Origin of the sequence: Rhodococcus sp. EPR-147 (genome assembly GCF_001647185.1) — a bacterium.
Lineage (GTDB): Bacteria > Actinomycetota > Actinomycetes > Mycobacteriales > Mycobacteriaceae > Rhodococcoides.
In genome coordinates, this window is sequence record NZ_LVCU01000069.1 from 91,263 (window position 1) to 112,397 (window position 21,135).

26 protein-coding genes are annotated in these 21,135 nt (G+C 64.2%); 9 read left to right on the plus strand and 17 right to left on the minus strand.

The features are described 5' to 3' along the window. Window positions 1-10: 10 nt before the first annotated feature. On the plus strand, window positions 11-805 hold the full coding sequence (locus A2J02_RS03545) for a MerR family transcriptional regulator (RefSeq protein WP_068046853.1): 795 nt from the start codon (window positions 11-13) through the stop codon (window positions 803-805). Here the strand turns inward: A2J02_RS03545 and A2J02_RS03550 are convergent. Continuing rightward, entirely contained in the window at window positions 800-1,366 is a 567-nt protein-coding gene (locus A2J02_RS03550; protein WP_068046856.1) for a TetR/AcrR family transcriptional regulator, read from the minus strand. The two genes, A2J02_RS03545 and A2J02_RS03550, sit on opposite strands and share 6 nt — an antisense overlap. 69 nt (window positions 1,367-1,435) lie before the next feature. Between A2J02_RS03550 and A2J02_RS03555 the strand changes: the two genes are divergently transcribed. After that, on the plus strand, window positions 1,436-1,813 hold the full coding sequence (locus A2J02_RS03555; RefSeq protein WP_094639766.1) for a hypothetical protein: 378 nt from the start codon (window positions 1,436-1,438) through the stop codon (window positions 1,811-1,813). Between the two features lie 111 nt (window positions 1,814-1,924). After that, complete coding sequence (locus A2J02_RS03560; RefSeq protein ID WP_068046862.1) at window positions 1,925-2,749, plus strand: dienelactone hydrolase family protein; 825 nt, start codon at window positions 1,925-1,927, stop codon at window positions 2,747-2,749. A 42-nt stretch (window positions 2,750-2,791) separates the two neighbouring features. Here A2J02_RS03560 and A2J02_RS03565 read toward each other — a convergent pair whose 3' ends face one another. Further along, on the minus strand, window positions 2,792-3,157 hold the full coding sequence (locus A2J02_RS03565) for a DUF1330 domain-containing protein (RefSeq protein WP_068046864.1): 366 nt from the start codon (window positions 3,155-3,157) through the stop codon (window positions 2,792-2,794). A gap of 159 nt (window positions 3,158-3,316) precedes the next feature. Between A2J02_RS03565 and A2J02_RS03570 the strand changes: the two genes are divergently transcribed. After that, window positions 3,317-4,216: a 3-hydroxyacyl-CoA dehydrogenase gene (locus A2J02_RS03570; protein WP_082898876.1), complete on the plus strand. Its 900-nt coding sequence runs from the start codon at window positions 3,317-3,319 to the stop codon at window positions 4,214-4,216. A gap of 98 nt (window positions 4,217-4,314) precedes the next feature. Here A2J02_RS03570 and A2J02_RS03575 read toward each other — a convergent pair whose 3' ends face one another. Further along, complete coding sequence (locus tag A2J02_RS03575) at window positions 4,315-5,517, minus strand: helix-turn-helix domain-containing protein (protein WP_068046870.1); 1,203 nt, start codon at window positions 5,515-5,517, stop codon at window positions 4,315-4,317. Window positions 5,518-5,615: 98 nt separating this feature from the next. Between A2J02_RS03575 and A2J02_RS03580 the strand changes: the two genes are divergently transcribed. Both A2J02_RS03580 and A2J02_RS03585 read left to right on the plus strand, forming a co-directional pair. Next, the gene (locus A2J02_RS03580) at window positions 5,616-7,280 is read left to right on the plus strand and encodes an FAD-binding dehydrogenase (protein ID WP_068046873.1); all 1,665 of its coding nucleotides are present in this window, start codon (window positions 5,616-5,618) and stop codon (window positions 7,278-7,280) included. Between the two features lie 2 nt (window positions 7,281-7,282). After that, the gene (locus A2J02_RS03585; protein ID WP_068046876.1) at window positions 7,283-8,218 is read left to right on the plus strand and encodes an MBL fold metallo-hydrolase; all 936 of its coding nucleotides are present in this window, start codon (window positions 7,283-7,285) and stop codon (window positions 8,216-8,218) included. 26 nt (window positions 8,219-8,244) lie between these two features. Here A2J02_RS03585 and A2J02_RS03590 read toward each other — a convergent pair whose 3' ends face one another. The 8 genes from A2J02_RS03590 to A2J02_RS03625 all read right to left on the minus strand — a co-directional run bounded on the left by A2J02_RS03590 (window position 8,245) and on the right by A2J02_RS03625 (window position 14,805). After that, complete coding sequence (locus A2J02_RS03590; protein ID WP_068046879.1) at window positions 8,245-8,646, minus strand: LuxR C-terminal-related transcriptional regulator; 402 nt, start codon at window positions 8,644-8,646, stop codon at window positions 8,245-8,247. Between the two features lie 135 nt (window positions 8,647-8,781). After that, entirely contained in the window at window positions 8,782-10,041 is a 1,260-nt protein-coding gene (locus A2J02_RS03595; RefSeq protein ID WP_082898875.1) for a PP2C family protein-serine/threonine phosphatase, read from the minus strand. A gap of 15 nt (window positions 10,042-10,056) precedes the next feature. Beyond that, a complete protein-coding gene (locus A2J02_RS03600) occupies window positions 10,057-10,500 on the minus strand; it encodes an ATP-binding protein (RefSeq protein ID WP_068046883.1) in 444 nt (147 codons plus the stop codon). Between the two features lie 28 nt (window positions 10,501-10,528). Further along, window positions 10,529-10,918, minus strand: a complete 390-nt coding sequence (locus tag A2J02_RS03605) for an STAS domain-containing protein (protein ID WP_068046886.1) — start codon at window positions 10,916-10,918, stop codon at window positions 10,529-10,531. A gap of 31 nt (window positions 10,919-10,949) precedes the next feature. Further along, on the minus strand, window positions 10,950-11,306 hold the full coding sequence (locus tag A2J02_RS03610) for an STAS domain-containing protein (RefSeq protein WP_094639773.1): 357 nt from the start codon (window positions 11,304-11,306) through the stop codon (window positions 10,950-10,952). A gap of 156 nt (window positions 11,307-11,462) precedes the next feature. Continuing rightward, the gene (locus A2J02_RS03615; RefSeq protein ID WP_068046892.1) at window positions 11,463-13,055 is read right to left on the minus strand and encodes a phytoene desaturase family protein; all 1,593 of its coding nucleotides are present in this window, start codon (window positions 13,053-13,055) and stop codon (window positions 11,463-11,465) included. Further along, window positions 13,037-14,371 carry an APC family permease gene (locus A2J02_RS03620; protein WP_231893888.1) on the minus strand — a complete coding sequence of 445 codons (1,335 nt, stop codon included), beginning with the start codon at window positions 14,369-14,371 and terminating at the stop codon, window positions 13,037-13,039. The genes A2J02_RS03615 and A2J02_RS03620 overlap by 19 nt, the downstream gene beginning before the upstream one ends. Continuing rightward, on the minus strand, window positions 14,368-14,805 hold the full coding sequence (locus tag A2J02_RS03625; protein WP_068046895.1) for an SRPBCC family protein: 438 nt from the start codon (window positions 14,803-14,805) through the stop codon (window positions 14,368-14,370). Before A2J02_RS03625 ends, A2J02_RS03620 begins: the two co-directional genes overlap by 4 nt. A 210-nt stretch (window positions 14,806-15,015) precedes the next feature. Here A2J02_RS03625 and thiD point away from each other — a divergent pair, with 210 nt between their 5' ends. Together thiD and A2J02_RS03635 are read left to right on the plus strand one after the other, a co-directional pair. Beyond that, window positions 15,016-15,807, plus strand: a complete 792-nt coding sequence (gene thiD / locus A2J02_RS03630) for a bifunctional hydroxymethylpyrimidine kinase/phosphomethylpyrimidine kinase (RefSeq protein WP_068046897.1) — start codon at window positions 15,016-15,018, stop codon at window positions 15,805-15,807. 103 nt (window positions 15,808-15,910) lie between these two features. After that, window positions 15,911-16,216 carry a hypothetical protein gene (locus tag A2J02_RS03635; protein ID WP_068046900.1) on the plus strand — a complete coding sequence of 102 codons (306 nt, stop codon included), beginning with the start codon at window positions 15,911-15,913 and terminating at the stop codon, window positions 16,214-16,216. A gap of 50 nt (window positions 16,217-16,266) precedes the next feature. On the opposite strand, the gene A2J02_RS03640 is transcribed toward A2J02_RS03635, so the two are convergent. The 6 genes from A2J02_RS03640 to A2J02_RS03665 form a co-directional block, all read right to left on the minus strand. Further along, window positions 16,267-16,494, minus strand: a complete 228-nt coding sequence (locus A2J02_RS03640; RefSeq protein ID WP_068046903.1) for a hypothetical protein — start codon at window positions 16,492-16,494, stop codon at window positions 16,267-16,269. Between the two features lie 28 nt (window positions 16,495-16,522). Continuing rightward, the gene (locus A2J02_RS03645; RefSeq protein WP_068046905.1) at window positions 16,523-16,783 is read right to left on the minus strand and encodes a lipopolysaccharide assembly protein LapA domain-containing protein; all 261 of its coding nucleotides are present in this window, start codon (window positions 16,781-16,783) and stop codon (window positions 16,523-16,525) included. A 96-nt stretch (window positions 16,784-16,879) separates the two neighbouring features. Then, window positions 16,880-17,050: a CsbD family protein gene (locus A2J02_RS03650; protein ID WP_008718579.1), complete on the minus strand. Its 171-nt coding sequence runs from the start codon at window positions 17,048-17,050 to the stop codon at window positions 16,880-16,882. Between the two features lie 117 nt (window positions 17,051-17,167). Beyond that, the gene (locus A2J02_RS03655; RefSeq protein WP_068046908.1) at window positions 17,168-17,974 is read right to left on the minus strand and encodes a transglutaminase-like domain-containing protein; all 807 of its coding nucleotides are present in this window, start codon (window positions 17,972-17,974) and stop codon (window positions 17,168-17,170) included. 83 nt (window positions 17,975-18,057) lie between these two features. Beyond that, complete coding sequence (locus A2J02_RS03660; RefSeq protein ID WP_068046912.1) at window positions 18,058-19,077, minus strand: LLM class flavin-dependent oxidoreductase; 1,020 nt, start codon at window positions 19,075-19,077, stop codon at window positions 18,058-18,060. 79 nt (window positions 19,078-19,156) lie between these two features. Beyond that, a complete protein-coding gene (locus tag A2J02_RS03665) occupies window positions 19,157-19,738 on the minus strand; it encodes a TetR/AcrR family transcriptional regulator (protein ID WP_230074079.1) in 582 nt (193 codons plus the stop codon). 95 nt (window positions 19,739-19,833) lie between these two features. Here A2J02_RS03665 and A2J02_RS03670 point away from each other — a divergent pair, with 95 nt between their 5' ends. After that, window positions 19,834-20,976 carry an acyl-CoA dehydrogenase family protein gene (locus A2J02_RS03670; protein WP_068046915.1) on the plus strand — a complete coding sequence of 381 codons (1,143 nt, stop codon included), beginning with the start codon at window positions 19,834-19,836 and terminating at the stop codon, window positions 20,974-20,976. Window positions 20,977-21,135: the final 159 nt, after the last annotated feature.

A 21,135-nucleotide genomic window follows, 5' to 3' on the forward strand; every position in this document is an offset into this window, starting at 1 on the left:
CGTTGCCTGCATGAACAGCAGCGATTCCAGCACATGGGGCATCGGTGATGTGGCCCGTAGAACCGGCGTCACCGAGCGTACGTTGCGCTACTACGAAGAACTCGGTCTGCTCGCTCCCGTCCGAGACGGAGGGGGCAGGCGTCGCTACGACGGGGGTGACCTCGACCGGCTGTACCGGATTCGACTGCTCCGAGAACTGGGCACCCCGCTGGGCGATGTGGAGCCGGACGCAGCGGATCTCCTGCACCTGAGTCGGCAGCATCTGGCCGACCTGGACCGGCAGATGGCCGAGCTCGCTCGTGTGCGAGAGCGGGTTCGGGCGGTCGAGGACCGGCTACTGCATGGTGCTCTCCTCGGCGACGACGCGCTGTTGGACCTACTCTCGGGCCTGTCGGCCGAGGAGCCGGCAGTCACCAGACGCACCACGTTGCTGGTGTATCGCGACATCGCAGCAGCGCATTCCTACCTCGTCGACGTGTTCGGACTGGCTCCCGGGCCCATCGAATACGACGGCGACAGAGCAGTGCACGGGGAAGTGCATGCGGGTGACGGTGTGGTGTGGCTTCACCGCGAGGCCTCCGAACATCGGATGGTGTCGCCGCTGACAACCGGATCGGTCACCGCATCGCTTGCGATCCTCGTCGACGACGTCGATGCCCACCACGCTCGCGTGGCGGCAACCGGGGCATCGATCGACTACCTGCCCACCGACATGCCCTACGGCGTCCGTGAATACAGCGTGCGCGATCCCGAGGGACATCTGTGGTCGTTCCAGACGCCGATCGAAGAACCGGCGTCGTCATGAACTCGGTCGTTCCCTCTGGGATCCACCGGTGTTCAGCAGTGACGTCGATGCGGTGGCGGCGAGATCGCTGCCTCCCAACAGACGCATGAGCAGTAGGCCGTCGAGCAGTGCCACTGCAGCTGTGGCCTCCATCCGTCGATGGTCCGGACTACCGACGACAAAGCCGCTGAGCCACTCGATCCAGCCCTCCACCAAGAGTGAGGCCACCGACCGGTAGGGCTCCAGTCCTGCAGTGGCTTGTCCTATCGCCTCGAAATACAGACCGAACAACGGATCGTATTCAGGTTTTGCCACGACCGGCCACGCCGCCGCGACGAGGGAGCGGTGGTCGTTCATCGGCGTCGGGAACGCCGCGGACAGCACGTGCTGCAATCGGTCTCCCACCACCGACAGAACGGACGTCAGAAGGTCGTCCTTCGTGGGGAAGTAGTAGACGACCATGCGATCGCTGATCTGCAGACGCGACGCGAGTCGGCCGAAAGTCAAGCGGCTCAGGCCGCCTTCCAGGGCAGCGTCCAACGCGCCGGACAGCATCTCTTCGCGCGAATGTTTGGTGGCCACGCCTTGATTGTAGTGGGCACTACAGGTAGCGTTTCTGTAGTAACCACTACAAAATCTGAAGGAGACGCTATGCGTTCACAGTCGACCCCGTTGCTCGCACTGTCGGTTCTGCGATCGACTGCCGGTTTGGTGTCGTGGGTCAGTCCTGCGCACTCGTGGCGCGCCTTCGGTCTCGGACCCATGCGTGAACCCGGAAGCGCCGGGGTGGCGACTCGCCTCTTCGGAGTACGCGATCTGGCACTCGGAATGGCCTTGCATCACCCGTCCTCGGACGTTCGAAAGGCGGCGGTGGCGGCCGGGGTCGGGATCGATGCCCTCGATGTCGCGGCGAGCGTGCTCGGCCGACGCGCGGGAGCGCCCGCCGCGAGTCTGTTCGGAGTTGCGGCCGGTGCCACGCTTTTCGTCGCGCTGGGTGTGACCGTTCTGGCCGACACGAACTCGTGGTGAGTGCTTAAGCGACACGTGTTCTATCGACGTCGTGTCGACCCACGATGATCTAGCTTTGATCGCAAGCGTCGGCTCGGCGCGGTGAACCCTCTGGCAGAAGGACGCACTCCAATGACCGATGACACTCTGGCCGACTTCGAGCGGACCGAGTTCACCGCGGACGGGCGGACAGCGCCCGTCTATCGCATCGGAACCGGACCTGCTGTGATCGTGATGTCGGAGATGCCGGGCATCACTCCCAGGGTGGCGGACTTCGCGAGAACCGTCGCCGAAATCGGTTGTACGGCCGTCGTTCCGCACCTGTTCGGAGTCGACGGCAAGGATCCGCTGACCGCGCCGCTGGGAGCGCTCGGCACCGTTGCCACCATGTCCCGCGCCATGGTGCCGGCGTGCGTCAGTCGCGAATTCACCATCCTCGCTACCGGTAAATCGTCGCGCATCGTGGTGTGGTTGCGGGCTCTGGCGGCGCAGGAGCACGAGCGCTGCGGCGGACCGGGCGTCGGTGCCATCGGAATGTGCTTCACCGGCGGATTCGCTCTCGCCATGGCGGCGGACGATCGACTGATCGCACCGGTGCTCTCGCAGCCGTCGCTCCCGTTCGCGGCATCGAAGTCTCGCGCTCGATCCATCGATATCACCCCGGGCGATCTCGACAAGGTCAAAAGTCGTTGTGCAGCAGGGGAACTCACGGTCCTGGGGATGCGCTTCGAGGGCGACAAGATGTGCCCGCCTGTGCGATTCCAATGGCTGCGAGAGCAGCTCGGCGACGCATTCGTCTCGGTGGAACTACCCGACTCCTCGTTCAACCCGGAAGCCTTCGGACCGCCGCATTCCGTTGTCACGGAGGGACTCATCGACGAACCAGGGCAGCCGACACGGCAGGCTTTGGACCAGGTACTCGACCTGTTCCGCAGTAAGTTGCTCGCAACGCCGTGAAGTCCCTCTTTGCGAACGCGGATGCGAAGCCTAGGGGCGAATTCACGACCACGGAATGGTGGCCTGCAGGACCGCCTCTGTCAACGCGGCGGTCCGTAACGCCGTCACCGTCTGATACTCGGGATCGGCCACCATCTCGCTGAACGCCTTACGTGACGGGTACTGGACCAGGAGCACTGCATCCCAGGCCTGTCCGTCCTCGGCGGCAAGTGCGGTCGAACCGTCGCCCGCGTACAGCACCGTCGCGCCGTAGCGCGGGAGAAACGTCTCGTCCAGTGCTTTCGCATATTCCGCGTAGGAATCGCGGCCACCTTCGGCGAACCGAAGCAGGTTGAGCATCACCACCGGCCCACCGGGGTCTTCTTCGAGGTAGCGCTTCAGGTCTCTTCCGCGGGGATCGACAGCCATCGTTCGAGTATGCGTGAACCGTCGATCCTGTGGAGTGTAAAGCGCCGTCGTCGGTCGAGTCGGTCCGCTGTTGGACCCCACGAGACGATGGCTTCGCGCTCAGCGGTAGAACTTGGAGAGCGGGAAACCAGTGACTACATAAAGGGAAGTGTGTCGTCCATGACCGATGTCGATAACGTGACCGTACTCGGAACCGGAGTGCTCGGTTCGCAGATCATGATGCAGGCTGCTTACCACGGAAAAACCGTTGTGGGATACGACATTTCCGACGAATTACTTGCCAAGCTGCCGGACCGCTGGGAATGGATGCGCGGATATTACAAGCGTGACCTGAAGACTTTCGACGAGGAGCGATTCGACGAGGCCATCGAATCCATCACGACCACCACCAGCGTCGCCGAGGCCGTTTCGGACGCCGACCTGGTGATCGAAGCAGTTCCGGAGGATCTCGACCTGAAGAAGAAGGTCTGGTCGGATATCGGCGCGTCCGCTCCGCCGAAAACTATCTTCGTGACCAACTCGTCGTCACTACTGCCCAGCAGTTTCGCCGAGGCCACCGGGCGGCCGGAAAAGTTTCTTGCATTGCACTTCGCCAATCTCGTGTGGCGGTACAACACCGGTGAGGTGATGGCAACTGCTGCAACAGATCCTGTCTACTTCGATATCGTACTGAGCTTTGCGTCGGAGATCGGTCTCGTTCCCGTTCCGGTCCGTAAGGAAATTCCGGGATACGTGCTGAACAGCCTTCTGATCCCGCTGCTGCAAGCAGGAGCCAACCTTTACGTCGGCGGGGTTGCCAATCCGGCGGACATCGACAACGTGTGGCGCATAGCCACCGGGGCACCCGCCGGTCCGTTCCAGATATACGACACTGTCGGCTTCAACGTCGCTGCACACATCGCGCGCGCACACGGTGGCGAGGATCAGGTCAAATTTGCCGACATACTGCAAAAGGGTATCGACGCGGGAAAGACCGGTCTCGGGGACGGTGAAGGCTTCTACACGTACGACTCCGACGGCCGGCGACTCGATGCTGTCGAGTCGTGGAACATCAACTGAATCGCTCGATCACCGTCCCAAGAAGGTGACGAGTCCTCGTTTGGATCCATGCATGGGTGTCCGGGTTCTCGATGTGCCCGGCATTGCCGAAGGCCGGATCAACCGAGTTGCCGGAGTTGAATCGCAGTGTCCAACGCGAGTCGATGCCACGCAGATCGGGGATCTCGGCCGGTCAGTTCCTGGGCTCGGCGCAGTCGGTAGCGCAGAGTCTGCGGGTGTACCTGTAGTCGGGTGGCGGCAGCCGTTGCCGTACCGGTGGCGATGAAGGCCGAAAGGCCTTGCAGAATATGTTCGTTCGCCGCCTCGGTCAGCGGACCGAGCACGCCACGTACCACCTCGCTCGTGTCCGCGGTGGGGCGCGCGGTCAGCAGTGCCAGCAGCTGACCGTCACCCTGATCGAGCAGTGCCCGGTCGTCGAACGCGTGATCCGGTGCGGTGTCCAGCGCTTCCGATGCGAGTCGCCACGAACTGCTGATACCGGCAATGGTGGATCTCTCCACGAGGCATCCGCGCAGCATCAGATCTCGACACGCGAGGTCCGCCTCGGCGCGGTGGATCGATGGTGGCAACAACACGATCGCACGTTGCTCGCGCCGAGTGCACAAGTGGCTCCGCTGACCCGACGGCGCGGTGCGGTCCGGCGGAACGAGTCCTACTGCGAGGACCAGCGATTCGACGGTGTCGTCGGACAAGGGTCGGCCCGGATCTGTCGATTGCACCACAAGCAGATTCGGGTGCGTGGGCAGCTTCAGGTCGAGTTCGCGCGAACGATCCGACACCGTCCCGGGTGAGTTGTGTCTGGCAGCAAGCAGGTCGTCGAGCAGCGCGGCATGCGCCTGCGCACGGTTGGATGTGAGCTGTTCGCGCGCAATGACGTACGCGCCGATGATTTCCTCGGAGATTGCGTCGATGGCGTCGAGTACGCCGAGGCCGAGTTCGGCAATGTCCGGTGGTTCGAGTACATCGAGATACTCGGTTGTCACGTGCCGAACGAACACGCTCGACGCGACTCGATACGCACGCAGCACATCGGCCAGCGGGCGCCCGTCCGCTGCGCGCGCGGCACCTATCGCGCGGAATCTACTGTGGTCACGGTCGTCGATCGTCCGATCGCCATGCGCCCACAGGGCCATCAACCGCCTCAGCGACCAATATGCGATGGCCTCGACATCGGCCAACTGCGCACCCTGCAGTGATCGGTAGACCGGGATCGCGTCGCGAATCGCGTGTACTGCGGATGCGACGACGGGGCCCAGCTCAGATTCGATCTTCGCGACTACGGCGGCCCGCGCTGGGTACATCGACCTACCTCCCCACTCTTTGTCAGTATCTGACAAATCCTATAGTCATTTGAGGCAGTTTCCTTGAGATCCGGCACCGACGACAGCACAGTGGGGCAATGGACGCAGACGTGATCGTGGTGGGTGCAGGCTTGGCCGGACTGGTGGCGACCGCCGAACTGGCCGACGCCGGAAAGCGGGTGCTGCTCCTCGACCAGGAGCCCGAGCAGAACTTGGGCGGTCAAGCGTTCTGGTCGTTGGGCGGTCTGTTCATGGTGGACACCCCGGAGCAGCGACGCATGGGCATCAAGGATTCCGCAGAGCTTGCGTGGCAGGACTGGCTCGGAACCGCGACCTTCGACCGCGGCATCGACGATCCCGCGGGCGAGGATTACTGGGGGCACCAGTGGGCGCGCGCGTACCTCGATTTCGCGGCGGGGGAAAAACGGTCCTGGCTGCACGCGCAGGGTGTGCGCTGGGTACCCATCGTCGGGTGGGCCGAACGTGGTGGCTACCTCGCCGAGGGACACGGGAATTCGGTTCCGCGGTTCCACCTGACCTGGGGTACCGGTCCAGGGGTCGTTGCGCCGTTCGAGCAACGCGTACGTGAGGCCGCCGACAAAGGGTTGGTGCGCTTCGGTTTTCGTCACCGCGTCGACGAGTTCATCGTCAGTGCCGGCACAGTCGAGGGAGTCCGCGGCGCACTTCTCGAACCCAGTGCCGCGGAGCGAGGTTCGGGCAGTAGCCGCGTCGAGGTCGGCGAGTTCGAGTTGCGTGCCGGAGCCGTGCTCGTCACGGCGGGCGGCATCGGAGCCAACCACGACCTGGTGCGGGAGAACTGGCCGGCGCGGTTGGGAACAGCTCCGCAGTCCCTGATCTCGGGAGTCCCCGAACACGTCGACGGCCGCATGCTCGGCATCACCGAGAAAGTCGGTGGCCGTCTGGTCAACAAAGACCGCATGTGGCATTACACCGAGGGCATCAAGAACTGGAATCCGATCTGGAAGAACCACGGAATCAGAATCATTCCCGGCCCGTCGTCCATGTGGTTCGACGCGCGTGGGCAACGGTTCCCGGTTCCGAACTTTCCGGGATTCGATACCCTCGGAACGTTGAAAGCCATCCAGGACAGTGGATTCGAGTACTCCTGGTTCGTCCTGACGCAGAAGATCATCGAGAAGGAGTTCGCACTCTCGGGATCGGAGCAGAACCCGGACATCACCGGAAAGAACCTCAAGCTCGTTCTCGGCCGGGTGTTGCCCGGTGCCAGTGAACCGGTGGAGGCGTTCAAGAAGAACGGAGAGGATTTCGTCGTCGCCGACACACTCGCCGAACTCGTCCAGGGAATGAACAGGGTCTCCGGCGAAGATCTGATCGACCTCGCCGATCTGAAGCGGCAGATCGAGGCCCGCGACCGCGAGGTCGACAACCCGTTCACCAAGGACCTGCAGATCTCCGCGATCCACAATTCGCGTCGATCGCGCGGAGAGCGCATCGCGCGTACCGCCTCACCGCACAAGATTCTCGATCCCAAATCGGGTCCGTTGATCGCCGTGCGGTTGAACATCATCACGCGAAAAACATTGGGCGGCATTCAAACCGACCTGCAGGGCCGTGTCCTCGACGGCGACGGACAGGCGATAGACGGCTTGTGGGCGGCAGGTGAGATCGCCGGTTTCGGTGGCGGCGGTGTGCACGGGTACCGCTCGTTGGAGGGAACGTTTCTGGGTGGGTGCATCTTCGGCGGTCGGCAGGCCGGACGAGCGCTCGCTGCGCAAGCGTGAGAGTGGCCCGGAGAATCGGTCGTCCCGCGCTGCCGGGTCCGACGGAGATCGCCACCACTGCGTCGGCGAGTCCGCGGTCGCCGGTGACGGTGTCGTTCCTCGGTGTGAGCACGGTGCTCTTCGACGACGGCGAATCGGCGATCCTCACCGACGGCTTCTTCTCGCGACCGTCGCTTCCGAAAACCCTCGCCCTACCGCTGCGGTCGGACATGCGGCGCATCGACGCGGCCCTGCGCAGAGCAGGGATCACCATGCTCGACGCTGTGCTGTGCGCACACTCGCACTACGATCACGCACTCGACTCGGCGGCGGTAGCGCTGCGCACCGGTGCCGTTCTGGTCGGCGGTTCCTCGACCGGTTTCATCGGGCAGGGTTCGGATCTCCCGAACGACCGGATCGTCGTCGTCGAGAACGGTGGGACAACGTCGCACGGCAGCTTTGCCGTCACGTTCGTCGAATCGGTTCACTCGTATCCGGATCGAGCGCACGGAACGATAGACCGGCCACTGACCCAACCGGCTCGGGTGCGTGAGTACCGGTGCGGGGAGGCATGGTCGATGCACGTCGAACACGTTCCGAGTGGCCGCACCGCACTCGTGCACAGCAGCGCCGGTTTCCGGTCCGGCATGCTCGACGGTCGCCATGCCGAGGTGGTCTACCTCTCGATAGGACAACTCGGCCGCCGACCGCGCGCGTTCGTCGAGCAGTACTGGCAGGAGACGGTCGCAGCGGTCGGTGCCCGACGCGTGGTACTGACGCACTGGGACAACTTCTTTCGGTCTCTGGACGAACCACTGCAGGCGCTCGCGTACGCCTTCGACAACATGTCTGCCTCCATCGATGTGCTGGACGCCTGCGCGCGACGAGACGGGATCGTCCTCGAACTGCCGACCCTGTGGCGACGCGCGGACCCATGGTCCGACCGAGGCCGAGTGTGATTCGGGACCGTCTCAGTGCAGATCGGTCAGAGATCCTCGAGGGTGATCAGACCGTCCTGCAGCGCCCGGGCCACGAGTGAGGCCTTGGTGGGTGCCGCCCGACCGACGGTGGCATACTTCGCCCGAATTCGAGACAGGTGGGTGTTGACCGTGCCGAGCGCGATGTGCAGAACCGCGCACACTTCCTGTTTGGAGTCGCAGCGCAACCATGCACCGAGGACTGCGATTTCACGCGCGGTGAGCCCGGAATCAGCAAACCTCGGCGCTTCCTGCAGTGGCCGAGGCGTATCGGTGCCCGAGTTCGCAGCGGTCCTGGCTCGTACGGCCGATGCAGTGCGGCGCGGCGCGAATCGCTGCGCCGGGTGGATCGCAGTACCGGTCGCTGCCTGATTCGTCGTGGTCGACGGACCTGTACTCGTCTCTCGCATGCATCCCCCACTGTCCGACTTGGGTGTTTCGAGTATCCGACCACGCGGAAAAACATGAAACAACACCAAGCGGTTCGAGGTGGAAGACCGTATTGGAGAGTGCTGTCGACAAAGCTTTACTTGCTTGTAAAACTGCTACGAGTCGGCCTCGGGCCGGGGTACCTCGAAGGCGAGCAGTGCGACGTCGTCCTGCAGGCCGTCCCCGAAGGACGCCAACAGTGACGTGAGATCGTCGACGATCTTCGGTGCAGTGGTCGCACCCTTTCTCGCAGCGAAGGATTCGAGGCCACCGTCGTCGTCGAAGCGCGTCCGCCCGGGTCCGACGATCGCTTCGGTCAATCCGTCGGTGTAGAACGCCATGACGTCGCCGGGGCGCAGGGTCACCGATGCCGATGCGAAGTGCGGCTCGGCCAACGCTCCGACCAACTGGCCACCTGTGGTGTCGACGAAGTCGACGACGGCGTCGTGCGTGATACGCAGTGCCGGCGGATGTCCGCCGCTGGCGAGGTCCACCACTGCGCCGTCCGGTCCCGGAGTGATGGTGCCGAAAACCACCGTGCAGAAACGTGGGTCGTCTCCGTGGAACTCGTGGTGCAGAACGGTATTGAGGTTGTCGAGCACCGCGATCGGGTTGCGGTCGAACACTGCGGCGGCGCGGAGGGTGTAACGGGTCAGTGAGGTCACGGCGGCGGCGCCCGCGCCCTTACCGCTCACGTCACCGAGGAAGAAACCCCACGTCTGTTTGTCGAGCGGAAACACGTCGTAGAAGTCGCCGCCGACCTCGTCGATGGATGCGGGGTGATAGTGCGCTGCCACGTTCATGCCCGTCGGAGCCGACAGGATCGGCGGCAGCAGGGTGCGTTGCAGCGTCGACGCCAGAATCTGTACCTGGGTTTTCTCCGCCTCGGCCTGCTTGCGTGCTTCTTCCGAGGCCCCCAGTGCGTCCTGCGATCTGTCCAGAGCGGCCTCGGCATCGTCCTGGGCGGCCTCCGCGTTGTGGCGGGCGTCGACCAGATCCTTCTCGCGCACATGGCGTTCGGTTTCGTTGTGCAGCGTCATCGTCACCGTCACGGCCCCCTCGGGCGTGCGCAGACTGTTGGCCAGGATCGACACGGCTATTGCGGCGCGTCGATCGGATGCGACGGTCAATTTCGCGTCCGCTCCGACCGGCGAGTCCGATTCCGACGTCGACACGACATCCATCAGAGCCGCCAGGATCGGCTCGAACTCGACCGTGAACAGGTCGGTGACCGACATTCCGACGAGCGTCTCGCGGCTGCGCGCGGTGATCCGCGCGGCGGCCGCGTTGGCGTAGAGGATTTGCGAGGTGGCGACGTCGACCGAGAACACGCCGCACGGTGCAGTGTCGAGTAGATCAGCAGCCGTGGCGGACATGGGGACTCCCTTCGGTCATGACGAGCGGGTGGCGGATCTCGATCGGTCGGTTGTCATCGGGTCGGTCCATACAGCGGTGACCATTGTGCCGAAACCGGGTCGGTGGGCGACCAGGAGATCGTCGGCCACCGCGGCTGCGAGTTGTAGACCGTGACTGCGATTGGTCGTCGGATTCGGTGGACGCCACGTCCCGGTATCGGAGATCGTCACCGTCAGTGTCCGGTGTTCGTAGGCGGCGGTGACCGTCATCGTTCCGGCCTCGGGCGCCGAGTGGTACGCGTGTTCGACCACGTTTGCGAGTGCTTCGTAGACCCCGAGGACGATGTCGTCCACCAGATCGTTCCTCACTCCGAGTTCGACGACCCACTGGTGCAACCGACGCCGGAGGGCTGTCGCCACGGCCGGTTCGGCCGACGCGGTGTGGGTCCAACGACTGGGAGCGAGACTGCTTTCGGTCATCGCGGAAGCCCGACTCGGTGTCGGCCGGTCATCGGTCGACCTCTGCATCGAGCGCAGCCGACCGAACGTGGGCAACCGCGTCGGGCACGGTCGTGAAGGTCGCCATCACCCGATCGATTCCACTGAGCTGGACCGGCCGAACCACGACTCCGTCGACCGCTACCAGCGCCATGCGCGAGGCATCGGGTAGTCGATCGCACACTCGTACCAGCACTGTGATTGCGCTGGAAGAGAGGAAGCTGACGTCCGTGAGGTCCACCACGAGACCACCTCGTGCGGTGTCGGCCGCGGGGAATGCGACGGCCGACAGTTCCGGGATGGTGTCGAGATCGAGTTCGCCTCGAACGGTGAGGACGGTCGTCGCGTCGTGTGCTGCCGCCGCGATCTCGAAGGCTGCTCCGGTCGGCTCGTCTGGCATGTTCTCGACGTTACCTGTTATCCGGTCCGATTCACGATCGAAACGTGTCGGCGAACAGGCCGCCTGCACCCAGTACCTCCAGGACCATGCGCACCGACCGTGCGGGTGCGAGTACGTCGATCTTGCCGGGATGAACGTAGGTGGCGTCGATGATCGCGTTGGCCACGCCGGAGTACATGAACGACACCTCCGACAGATCGACCGAGACCTGATCGGACGCGTAGGCCAACCGGTCGAGACTGTGGACGAATTCGGCTCGAGTCGACATGTCCAGTTCGCCGAAGGCGCGCAGAGTGTTGTGGCCGTTCGAGCCCATGACAGTTTCGAGTCGGAATACGCCCTCGTCATCGCGAATGGAGCGTTCCATGGTTGCGGTGCTTGTCAACATGCTTACCTCTTCCCCGAAGCGATTGTTCCCGGCGGGTGCCCCTCCGGTCACGAAACGCTGAGTTGTTGTGGGTTCAACAATGTCAGCGTCCGATTTCGGAAGACTCCTGCGAAGGTCTCGAACCGGTAACGAAAGATCTCTCTTCGATAACGGCGTTCACCGGGTCAACATGTCGATGAGTGAACCGGTGACTTTCTTCTTCACCCAGCCGGTGACACCTCGCTGGCCGAGCGCTGCCCGGGCGGCATTGAGCCCGGCTGCTCCGTGCACTCCGCCACCGGGGTGCGCCGATGCCGAGCCCAGGAACAGACCCTCCACCGGCGTCTCCGATCGACCCAGACCCGGTGTCGGTCGAAATATCAACTGCTGCTGCAGCTGTGCGGTTCCGCCGTTCACCGCACCGCCGTGCAGATTCGCGTCGGCACCGTACAGATCGCTCGGTCGCTGTACGACCCGCCCGACGACCGAATCGAGGAACCCCGGTGCGTGGGCGTCGAGGACTTCGTCCACCCGATCAGCCACGGTGTCGGCGGCCGCGTCGTCGACGACGCCTCTCGGCAGATGCGTGTAGGCCCAAGCGCTTTCGGTGCCCTCCGGTGATCTGCTCCGATCGGCAGTGGTCATCTGACCGAACAGCATGAACGGACTCGCGGGAAGGACTCCGGTCGTGAGATCGGCTGCCCAATGCACGAGACCGTTGTCGTCCGCACCGAGATGAACGGTGCCGGCATCGGCCAGAGACGGTGAATTCCAAGGGATTCTACGATCGAGCGCGTAGTTGACCTTGACCACAGGGGTGTCCCACTCGAAGGTGCGCAGGTCGTCGTGCACACGGCGCGGCACGGCGTCGTACGGAAGCAGTGAACCGTAGAGCGCCGGTGCGGACACGTCGGCCACGATCGCTCGGCGCGCCCGAAACGTGTCTCCGGCGGCGGTGTGCACCGCCCGAGCTCGACCGCCGCGCACCTCGATGTGCTCGACCGCCTGACCGCACTCGAGCGCCGCACCCGATGCGGCGCCACGCCGAATCAACGCGGACGTCAGCGCAGAGGATCCGCCGACGGGGGTAGGAAACCCGACGTCCTGGGCCAGCATCGTGAGCAGCCAGCCCATCATCCCGCTCACGGGGGCGTCGGTCGGGACGTCACCGTGCATGGCGTTGCCCAGCAGGAGGCAGCGAGCGGCCTCGCTGTGGAAGAGTTCGTGAGCCATCACGCGGGCGGGAAGGGCGGCGAATCGTGCGAAGCGCAGCGTCTCGGGTACGCCCAAGGCGTGGACGAGGCGGGCCGCGGGGACGACGGGTGGAAACGGTCCGAACAGCGAGTTCATGAAGGGCTCGCGAATGCGCTCCCACTGCTCGAAGAGTCGCAACCAGGTGTGGCCGTCCCGCGCGTCGTGTTCCGACAGCCGCGCGGCGGTGGTCTCGACATCGTGGTGGACGACCGGAGCGTCGGTGTCGTGCGGCGACCGCGCATGGCCGTACACCGCGGGGGAGTGCGACCACTGCAGCCCGTGGCTTTCCAACTCGAGTGCCTTCATGGCAGGCGAGGCGAGCGCCAGCGGGTAGAACGCGCTGAAGAGGTCGCTGGTGAAACCGGGAACGAGCTCGGCGCTGCGCACAGCGCCGCCGGGATGTTCGGCGGCCTCGAGGACCACGACGTCCCAGCCGGCGTCTGCCATCGCTGCCGCCGCGACCAAGCCGTTGTGGCCACTGCCGATCACGATCGCGTCTACTTCGGTCGTGGCCATCGGGAGGTACTCCTCTGCTCGGTCTTGGTCCTGCCGGTCAGCACGGTACCGACGAAGTACAGCGCTACGCCTACCGCAAGAAGCAGTCCGGCGCGGAGCCACGTTGCTCCCGACTGCTGGGTCAGCAGTACGGCACAGGTGATCAGCGCCAGGACGGGAAGTGCTGTGGGCGTTCGGAAATGGTCGGTCTCTGCCCGATCTCGGCGCAGTACGAGCACGGCGACGTTGGTGCTGACGAAGACGAACAGCAGCAGGAGCACCACGGTTTCGGCCAGTGCCGCAACAGAACCGGTGGTGGCCAGGACCATCGCGACAGCTGTGGTGGCGACGATGGCAGTCCACGGTGTCTTGCGACCCGGCAGAACCTCGGCGAGCACTCCGGGGAGCAGACCGTCGCGCGCCATCCCGAACGTCAGCCGCGATGCCATGATCATCGTCAGCAACGCGCCGTTGGCGACAGCGACGAGTGCGATCAGACCGAAGACCCACGGCGGAATGCCTGAATCGGCGGCAGCGACGACCTCGAGCAGTGGACCGGTGGACTGCGACAGTGTGTCGGCAGGCACGACTGTCGAGACCGCAAGCCCGACGAGCACGTACACCACACCGGCCACGGTGACGGCACCGAGGAGAGCTCGTGGGTAGACCCGGCGCACGTCCTCGACCTCCTCGGCGATGTTCGCGGACGTCTCGAAACCCACGAACGAATAGAAGGCCAGCAGAGCCGCGCCGAGAACCGCCAAGGTCGGTGTCGTCTCGTCGGTGAATTCGAGGACGCGAGAGGGCACACCGTCGCCGCGGCTCAACACCAGTCCGGCAAGGGCGATGACGACGACCAGCCCGGACACCTCGACCACCGTCATCACGAGATTGGCGCGGAGTGACTCGGTGATGCCGCGCGCGTTGAGCAACCCGATCAACAGCAGGAAGACCACTGCAGCGGGTACGGCAGGCACGTCCAGGAACACGCCCAGATAGTCGCCCGAAAAGGCGAGTGCCAGCCCGGCCGCACTGGTGACACCCGCGGCGAGCATGGAGAATCCGACGAGGAACGACACCATCGGTTTGCCGTACGCCTGTTGCGCGAAGACCGCTGCGCCGCCCGCTCTCGGATATTTGGTGACCAACTCCGCGTACGACGCCGCGGTCAGCAGCGCCATCAGCAGCGCGACGAGCATGGGGAGCCAGATCGCTCCGCCGACCTCACCTGCGATCTCACCGACGAGAGCATAGATTCCGGCACCGAGCACATCGCCGAGAATGAAAACGAACAGCATCTTTCCCGAAACTGCTTGTCGCAGTGGGGTATTGCTCACGGTGCAGTGGACCGCTCGGCCAAGAGTGCAAGCCTGCGCAGCGCCTCGGCGTTGCGTGGATGCGCCAGAAGATGTTGGACCCGGTCGGGAACCTGATCGAAGGGAGCCGTGATTGCGTGCTCGATGATTTCGATGCGGCAGCCCGAGGCGAGAGGATGCAGTCGCACTGTTATCGAGGCCTTTCCGAACGGCAGTGCACGGGCTTCGAGCACAAGTTCTCGACCGGCATGGAGTCCCACCGACCGCGTGACGTCACTGAGTACCGCAGGCCACGCACCCACCGAGTGATGAATGGAGCTGCCGACTGCGGGCCAGTTGCCGTCGACAGCGCGGATGCGGGACGCGCCGACGACCCAGGTCGCATAGCTCCATCCGTTCGCCAGGACGTCCCAGACGTCCTCGCAGGTGGCTGACGTATTTCTGCTGGTGGGCACGATTCGGCCTCCGAAACTCTCGTCATTGTGCGTGATTGCACGATCTCCGATCGTGCTCCGCTACTCCTGGGCTCGAAGTCGATGTACTGCGCGGTGTCGTCGGTTGCTCAATGAGACGCACCGACTTCGACGTATGCCCCGAAACCTCCGGACCCAATCCCGTGGCGACCACTCGCGTCGGTGCCGATCTGCGATTGTCATACTGAGGCCATGTCGACAATCGCCTATGTCATCGCTGGTTCGGAAGCCACCGGCGGAGCCGGTCTGCAAGCAGATCTCAAGACATTCGAGCGGCTCGGGGTCTACGGAGTCGGCACGATCACGTGCATCGTCTCGTTCGATCCGAAGGCGGGCTGGGGGCACCGATTCGTGCCCATCGACAGCACGGTCATCGCCGATCAGATCGAAGTGGCCACTGCCGCACACGATCTCGATGTCGTCAAGATCGGCATGCTCGGCACCCCCGTCACCGTGGACACGGTAGCGGCGTCGCTGCGCCTGCAGCCGTGGCGGCACGTGGTCGTTGATCCGGTCCTGATCTGCAAGGGCCAGGAGCCGGGTGCCGCACTCGACACCGACAATGCCCTGCGGCGCGAGATCCTTCCGTTGGCCACCGTGATCACCCCCAATCTGTTCGAGGCGCAGACCTTGTCCGGAATGGACGCCATCGACACCGTCGACGATCTGGGTGAAGCCGCCAAGAGAATCGCCGACCTCGGGCCTCGTTTCGTGGTGGTCAAGGGTGGCACAGGTCTGCCCGGCGACGAGGCCGTCGACGTCGTCTACGACGGGTCCGAACTGACCGTGCTGCGCGCCCCCAAGGTGGGCGAAGAGCGCGTGTCGGGTGCCGGCTGCGTGTTCGCCGCAGCCATCACCGCGGAGCTCGCGAAAGGCGCAGACGTGCTCGACGCCGTCGCGACGGCCAAGGATTTCGCGCACGTCGGCATCGTCGGACGACTCGCGAGCCGCGCCCCGTTCGCGGCAGTGAGTTGGCACGACTGACCATCCGATCCGATCTCAGGTTTACCGCCGGTCACAAGCGGGCAGCCGACGCGGACGGCTCGTCTCGAACGGGACGAACGGTTCGTATCCGGAGAGGATCCACATGGCAGACGAGAACACGAGCGAAGCCGACGCCGGGGCAACCGACGACGACCGGACGACGCGCGGGCACGCGGGTGAGGCAATCGTCGACACGCGCAACTGGCCCGGGTACATCTGTATCGGAGTGGCGTTGGTGAGTCTCGGTCTCACCCTCACCGCGGCGGGTTACGGATTCACCGGGTGGGTGTGGATCGGGGCCGTTGCCGCGCCGGTTCTACTCGTCCTCGGGATCACCCTGGTCCTCCTCGAGCGCAAGCGCGTCAAGGCCAAGGAAGGCAAATCCCTCACCGACCCGGCAGGACACTGATCGTTTGCCATGCCGGCCGGCGCAGCTGGTCGACGCACCCGTCGACCGGCCTAACGGAGGGCGTGCTCGGAGTTCCTGGCCTTCTTGCCCTGCGACTTGTCGGCTCGCCTCTGCGCGAACCTGCCGGCCGATTTCAGGCCCCTGGACACGAAATTGTCTTTCCCTGTTCGCTTTTCGAGGCTCTGACCGGCGAAGACCAACAGTCGGGCGAGGATGGGTAGCCCGATCGCGACGATCAAGTAGCGGTACAGGTACTTACGGGCAAGCAGGGGAAGCATCGGACATTCCTTCTGGAGTCGAAGTCGGTCAGCGGACTGCGCGTCGAACCTTGAGCGCTGCGGTCGCGGTCAGCGTGATGACGGCACCGACGACGGCTGCACCGAGCAGAGAGACACCCTGGCCGAGGTCGAAGTTCCAACCCAGGAAGTTGATCGTGGTGTGCACGGTGTTCTGGAGCACGAAGATCACCAGCGCTGCGACCAGGACGAGCGTGATCAGGAGGGCGAACTTCGAGGCGAATCCGCCGCGTCGCTTGGGGGCCTTGGTCGTGTCTGTCGATGTGGTCATGAGGGGAATCCGTTCTCTGGTGTGAGGAAAAGTGGGAGTGAAAAGCAAGTGCCGCCGATCATCGAGATCGGCGGCACTCGATGTGATGGAGGGTGGTTACTTGAAGGTGTCCTTGATGTTCTCGCCGACCTTCTTCACGCCTGCCGAACCCTGGTCCTTCTTGCCCTCGGCCTCGAGGTCCTTGTTGTCGGTGGCGTCGCCCACAACCTCCTTGGCCTTGCCGATGGCGTCTTCGGCAGCGTTCTTGGCCTTGTCGATGAAGCTCATGGTGTTGCCCTCTCAGGTGGCTGTGATTGTTGGTAACGGATACTTAGTCGGTTTCCGCCTCCGAAAACAAACGCCGCTGTGATGTAGCTCATATCACTGCGGTGTTCGCTCGGAACATCAGGTGAGGGAGACCAGCTCGGTGATGTCGTCCTGAGGCAGCTCGCCGTCGACCACGGCGGTCACGACCGAACTGTTCAGGGTGATCGCACCCTTGTGGTTGTCCAGGAATGCGGTGTCGGCAGCATCGCGGCCGACCGAGATTCGTACCAGCGTCGAGCGCGGGGCGAGGCAGGTGGCATCGACAACACGCCACTGGCCGCCCACGAACGCCTCGGCGACGGCATGGAAGTCCATCGGATCGCAGCCGGGTGCGTACACCGCCACCAGCCGAGCCGGAACGTTGACCGCACGCAGCATGGCGACCACGAGGTGCGAGTAGTCCCGGCAGACACCCTGTCCGGCGAGCAGTGTGTCGACGGCTCCGTCGATCGGATCGCTGCTTCCCGGAACGTAATGCAGACGTGCGCCCACCCATGCGGAGATCTTCGCCAGCAGTTCCTCGGAGTCCGCGTAGTCGCCGAATTCGGTCGCGGCGAACCCGTAGAACTTGTCTGCTTCGGCGTATCGGCTCGGCCGGAGGTAGAGCGACATGTCGTAGTCGGTGACCGGAGCCGGGGTGGTGTTGCCCAGAATGGTGGCGTCGTACGAGACCTGCAGATTGCCGACGTCGGCAGGCATGACGTGGATCCGGTTGCCGTGCGGTCCGCTCACTTCCTTGGCCTCGATGGGGTTACCGTCGAGGACGAAGGACAGTGACTCGGTGACCGTCGTACCTGGGTGCGGTGCGACTGCGATCTGGAATTCGAGCGTGGTGGCTGCGGTGATGTCTACATCGAGGCGCGCGGATACGTCGCGTTTGAGCATGGGAACTCCTGGCAGGTGGGGTGGGTGAACCTGCTGCCAGTACCCACGTTCACCGAAGCCAAACGCCGCTGCTCAGCAGGTGATCAACGCCACCCAAGGGCGGGAGCGACGTCGCGCAGCAGTGTCTCGAGCACGTGAGCGCAGTAATCGACGCCCAGTTGGTTGGGGACGGTGAGCAGCAGAGTGTCTGCGGCAGCGATCGCTTCGTCGGTGGCCAGTTCCTCGATCAGCCGGTCGGGCTCGCCCGCGTAGGTCTTGCCGAACCGTGCTTTGCCGCCGTCGAGGTAGCCGACTTGGTCGTCGCCGGTGCCCTCTCGGCCGAAGTAGGCCCGATCGAGATCGCTGACGATCGGAAAGATGCTGCGGCTCACGGACGTTCGCGGCGCGAAATCGTGGCCGGCATCGCTCCACGTCTTGTGGAAACGTTCGATCTGCTCGGCCTGCAGTTGATGGAACGGCACGCCGGTGTCTTCGCTCAGCAGTGTCGAGCTCATCAGGTTCATACCCTGGCGCGCGGTCCACTCGGCGGTCTCGCGAGTTCCGGCACCCCACCAGATGCGCTGACGCAAACCGGGAGAGTGCGGTTCGAGGCGCAGCAGGCCGGGTGGGTTGGGGAACATCGGCCGTGGATTCGGCTCCGCGAAGCCCCTGCCCTCGAGAAGATCGAGGTAGACGCGGGTGTGCTCACGCGCCATATCGGCATGATCCGAGCCATCGGTGGGTGCGTAGCCGAAGTAGCGGTAACCCTCGATGACCTGCTCGGGCGATCCTCGACTGATGCCGAGTTGCAGCCGTCCGCCGGAGATGAGGTCGGCAGAGCCCGAGTCCTCGGCCATGTAGAACGGGTTCTCGTAGCGCATGTCGATGACGCCGGTGCCGATCTCGATGGTGCTCGTCTTGGCACCGACGGCAGCGAGCAGAGGGAACGGCGACGCTAGTTGGTTGGCGAAGTGATGGACGCGGTAGTACGCGCCGTCGGCACCGAGTTCTTCGGCTGCGACCGCGAGGTCGATGGACTGCAGCAGCACGTCCGACGCGGACCTCGTCTGCGACTGTGGGGATGCCGACCAATGTCCGAAGGACAAGAATCCGATCTTCTTCATCACGCGCTCTTTCGTTGAAGGATCAACTAAGTTCACTGTACTGCAGCGTGTGTCGAGGTGGATTCATTCCCGGCTCCGGCTAGGCACCGATTCCGGCGGTCAAGAGCTTCGCCAATTCGAGATAGGCGTCGCCGTCGCTCAACCCCGTCAGGCGAAACACCTCACGCGTCTGGATGCGCACCATGACCGAGGAGGCGACATCGCCGACGAATGCGGCGTGCACGTCTCGTACTTCACCGCTGGCCACGCCCTCGCTGATCAACTCCTGAACACGTCGAGCGGCGATCGCGGTATTGCGCTCGTACACCGAACGAGCGGATTCGAGAGATGCCAAATCGGTCATGAACTGCTCGGACGCCGATTCCAGGGCTGCGCCGACGGCGGTGAGATATGTGGTGATGCGATTGCGGGTGCCGTCCACCTCGGCGACCGCGTTCTCGACCTGGGTGGTCATGGACTTGAAGTAGTGCACTGTGGCGCCGCCGACGAGTTGATCCTTGCTCGACGCCAGTGTGTACAGCGTGGACTTGGAGCATCGGAGGCGGGCAGCGATGGTGTCGAGCGTCAGGTGGGCGAAGCCCTCTGCCAGAAACAGGCTCACGAGCTGGTCGAAGAGCTCGGAACGGCGTGCCGTGGCATGCGAGGTCACGGGTGCGTTCACATCAGGGATGGTACTGCATCGCCTTGTGCAGTACTGTGCATCAGTACTGCGGATCATCCGGCAGTACTGATCCGAACTTCCCGGAGGTTTTTCACGTGCCCGTCGATCGTCTGTTGCCCACTGCCGAAGCGCGCGACCTCATCGCGCTGACCCGCGACGTGGCAGACAAGGTGCTCGACCCGATCGTCGACGATCACGAGCGGCGTGAGGCGTACCCGGACCATGTGTTCGCCACCCTGGGGGAGGCAGGACTGCTGAGCCTGCCGTACGCGGAGGAATGGGGCGGTGGTGGCCAACCGTACGAGGTCTACCTCCAGGTCCTCGAAGAACTGGCGTCGCGCTGGGCGGCAGTGGCCGTTGCAGTGAGCGTGCACGGTCTGGCCTGCTATCCCGTGATGGCCTTCGGTACCGACCGACAGAAAGCCGACAAGCTTCCCGACATGCTCGGCGGGGCTCAGATCGGTGCCTACTCGTTGTCCGAGGCGCAGGCCGGTTCGGACGCTGCCGCACTCAGTTGCAAGGCCACCCCGACCGAGGGCGGCTACACGGTGAACGGTTCGAAGGCGTGGATCACGCACGGTGGAGTGGCGGACTTCTACAACCTGTTCGCCCGAACAGGTGAAGGATCCAAGGGAATCTCGTGCTTCCTCGTTCCGGACGGAACCGACGGCCTGAGCTTCGGTAGGCCCGAGGAGAAGATGGGGCTGCACGCCGTCCCGACGACCTCGGCGCACTACGACAACGTGCACGTCCCCACCGAGTGGCGAATCGGTGCGGAGGGGCAGGGGCTGCAGATCGCCTTCAGCGCGCTCGACGCCGGACGGCTCGGAATCGCCGCTGTAGCAGTGGGAATCGCCCAGGCGGCACTCGACGACGCGGTGAAGTACGCCCAGGAGCGTACGGCGTTCGGCAAGAAGATCATCGACCACCAGGGCCTCGGTTTCGTATTGGCGGACATGGCGGCCGCAGTGGACTCCGCTCGCGCCACCTACCTCGACGCCGCCCGTCGGCGTGACGCCGGACTTCCTTACTCGCGCAACGCTTCCGTGGCAAAGCTGATCGCCACCGATGCGGCCATGAAGGTGACCACCGACGCGGTGCAGGTCTTCGGCGGCTACGGCTACACCCGCGACTTCCGCGTCGAGCGATACATGCGCGACGCCAAGATCACCCAGATCTTCGAGGGCACCAACCAGATTCAGCGTCTGGTGATCGCCCGATCGCTCGCAACCAGCTGACATCAGAACCCACTCGACACGCCCGAACAAGCAACCGTAGGGGACACCTTCATGACCACGACCGAACCCGATATCCATACCACTGCGGGTAAATTGGCCGATCTTCGTAAACGTCTCGCGGTTGCGGAGATTCCGTCCGGTGAGGCAGCGGTGGACAAG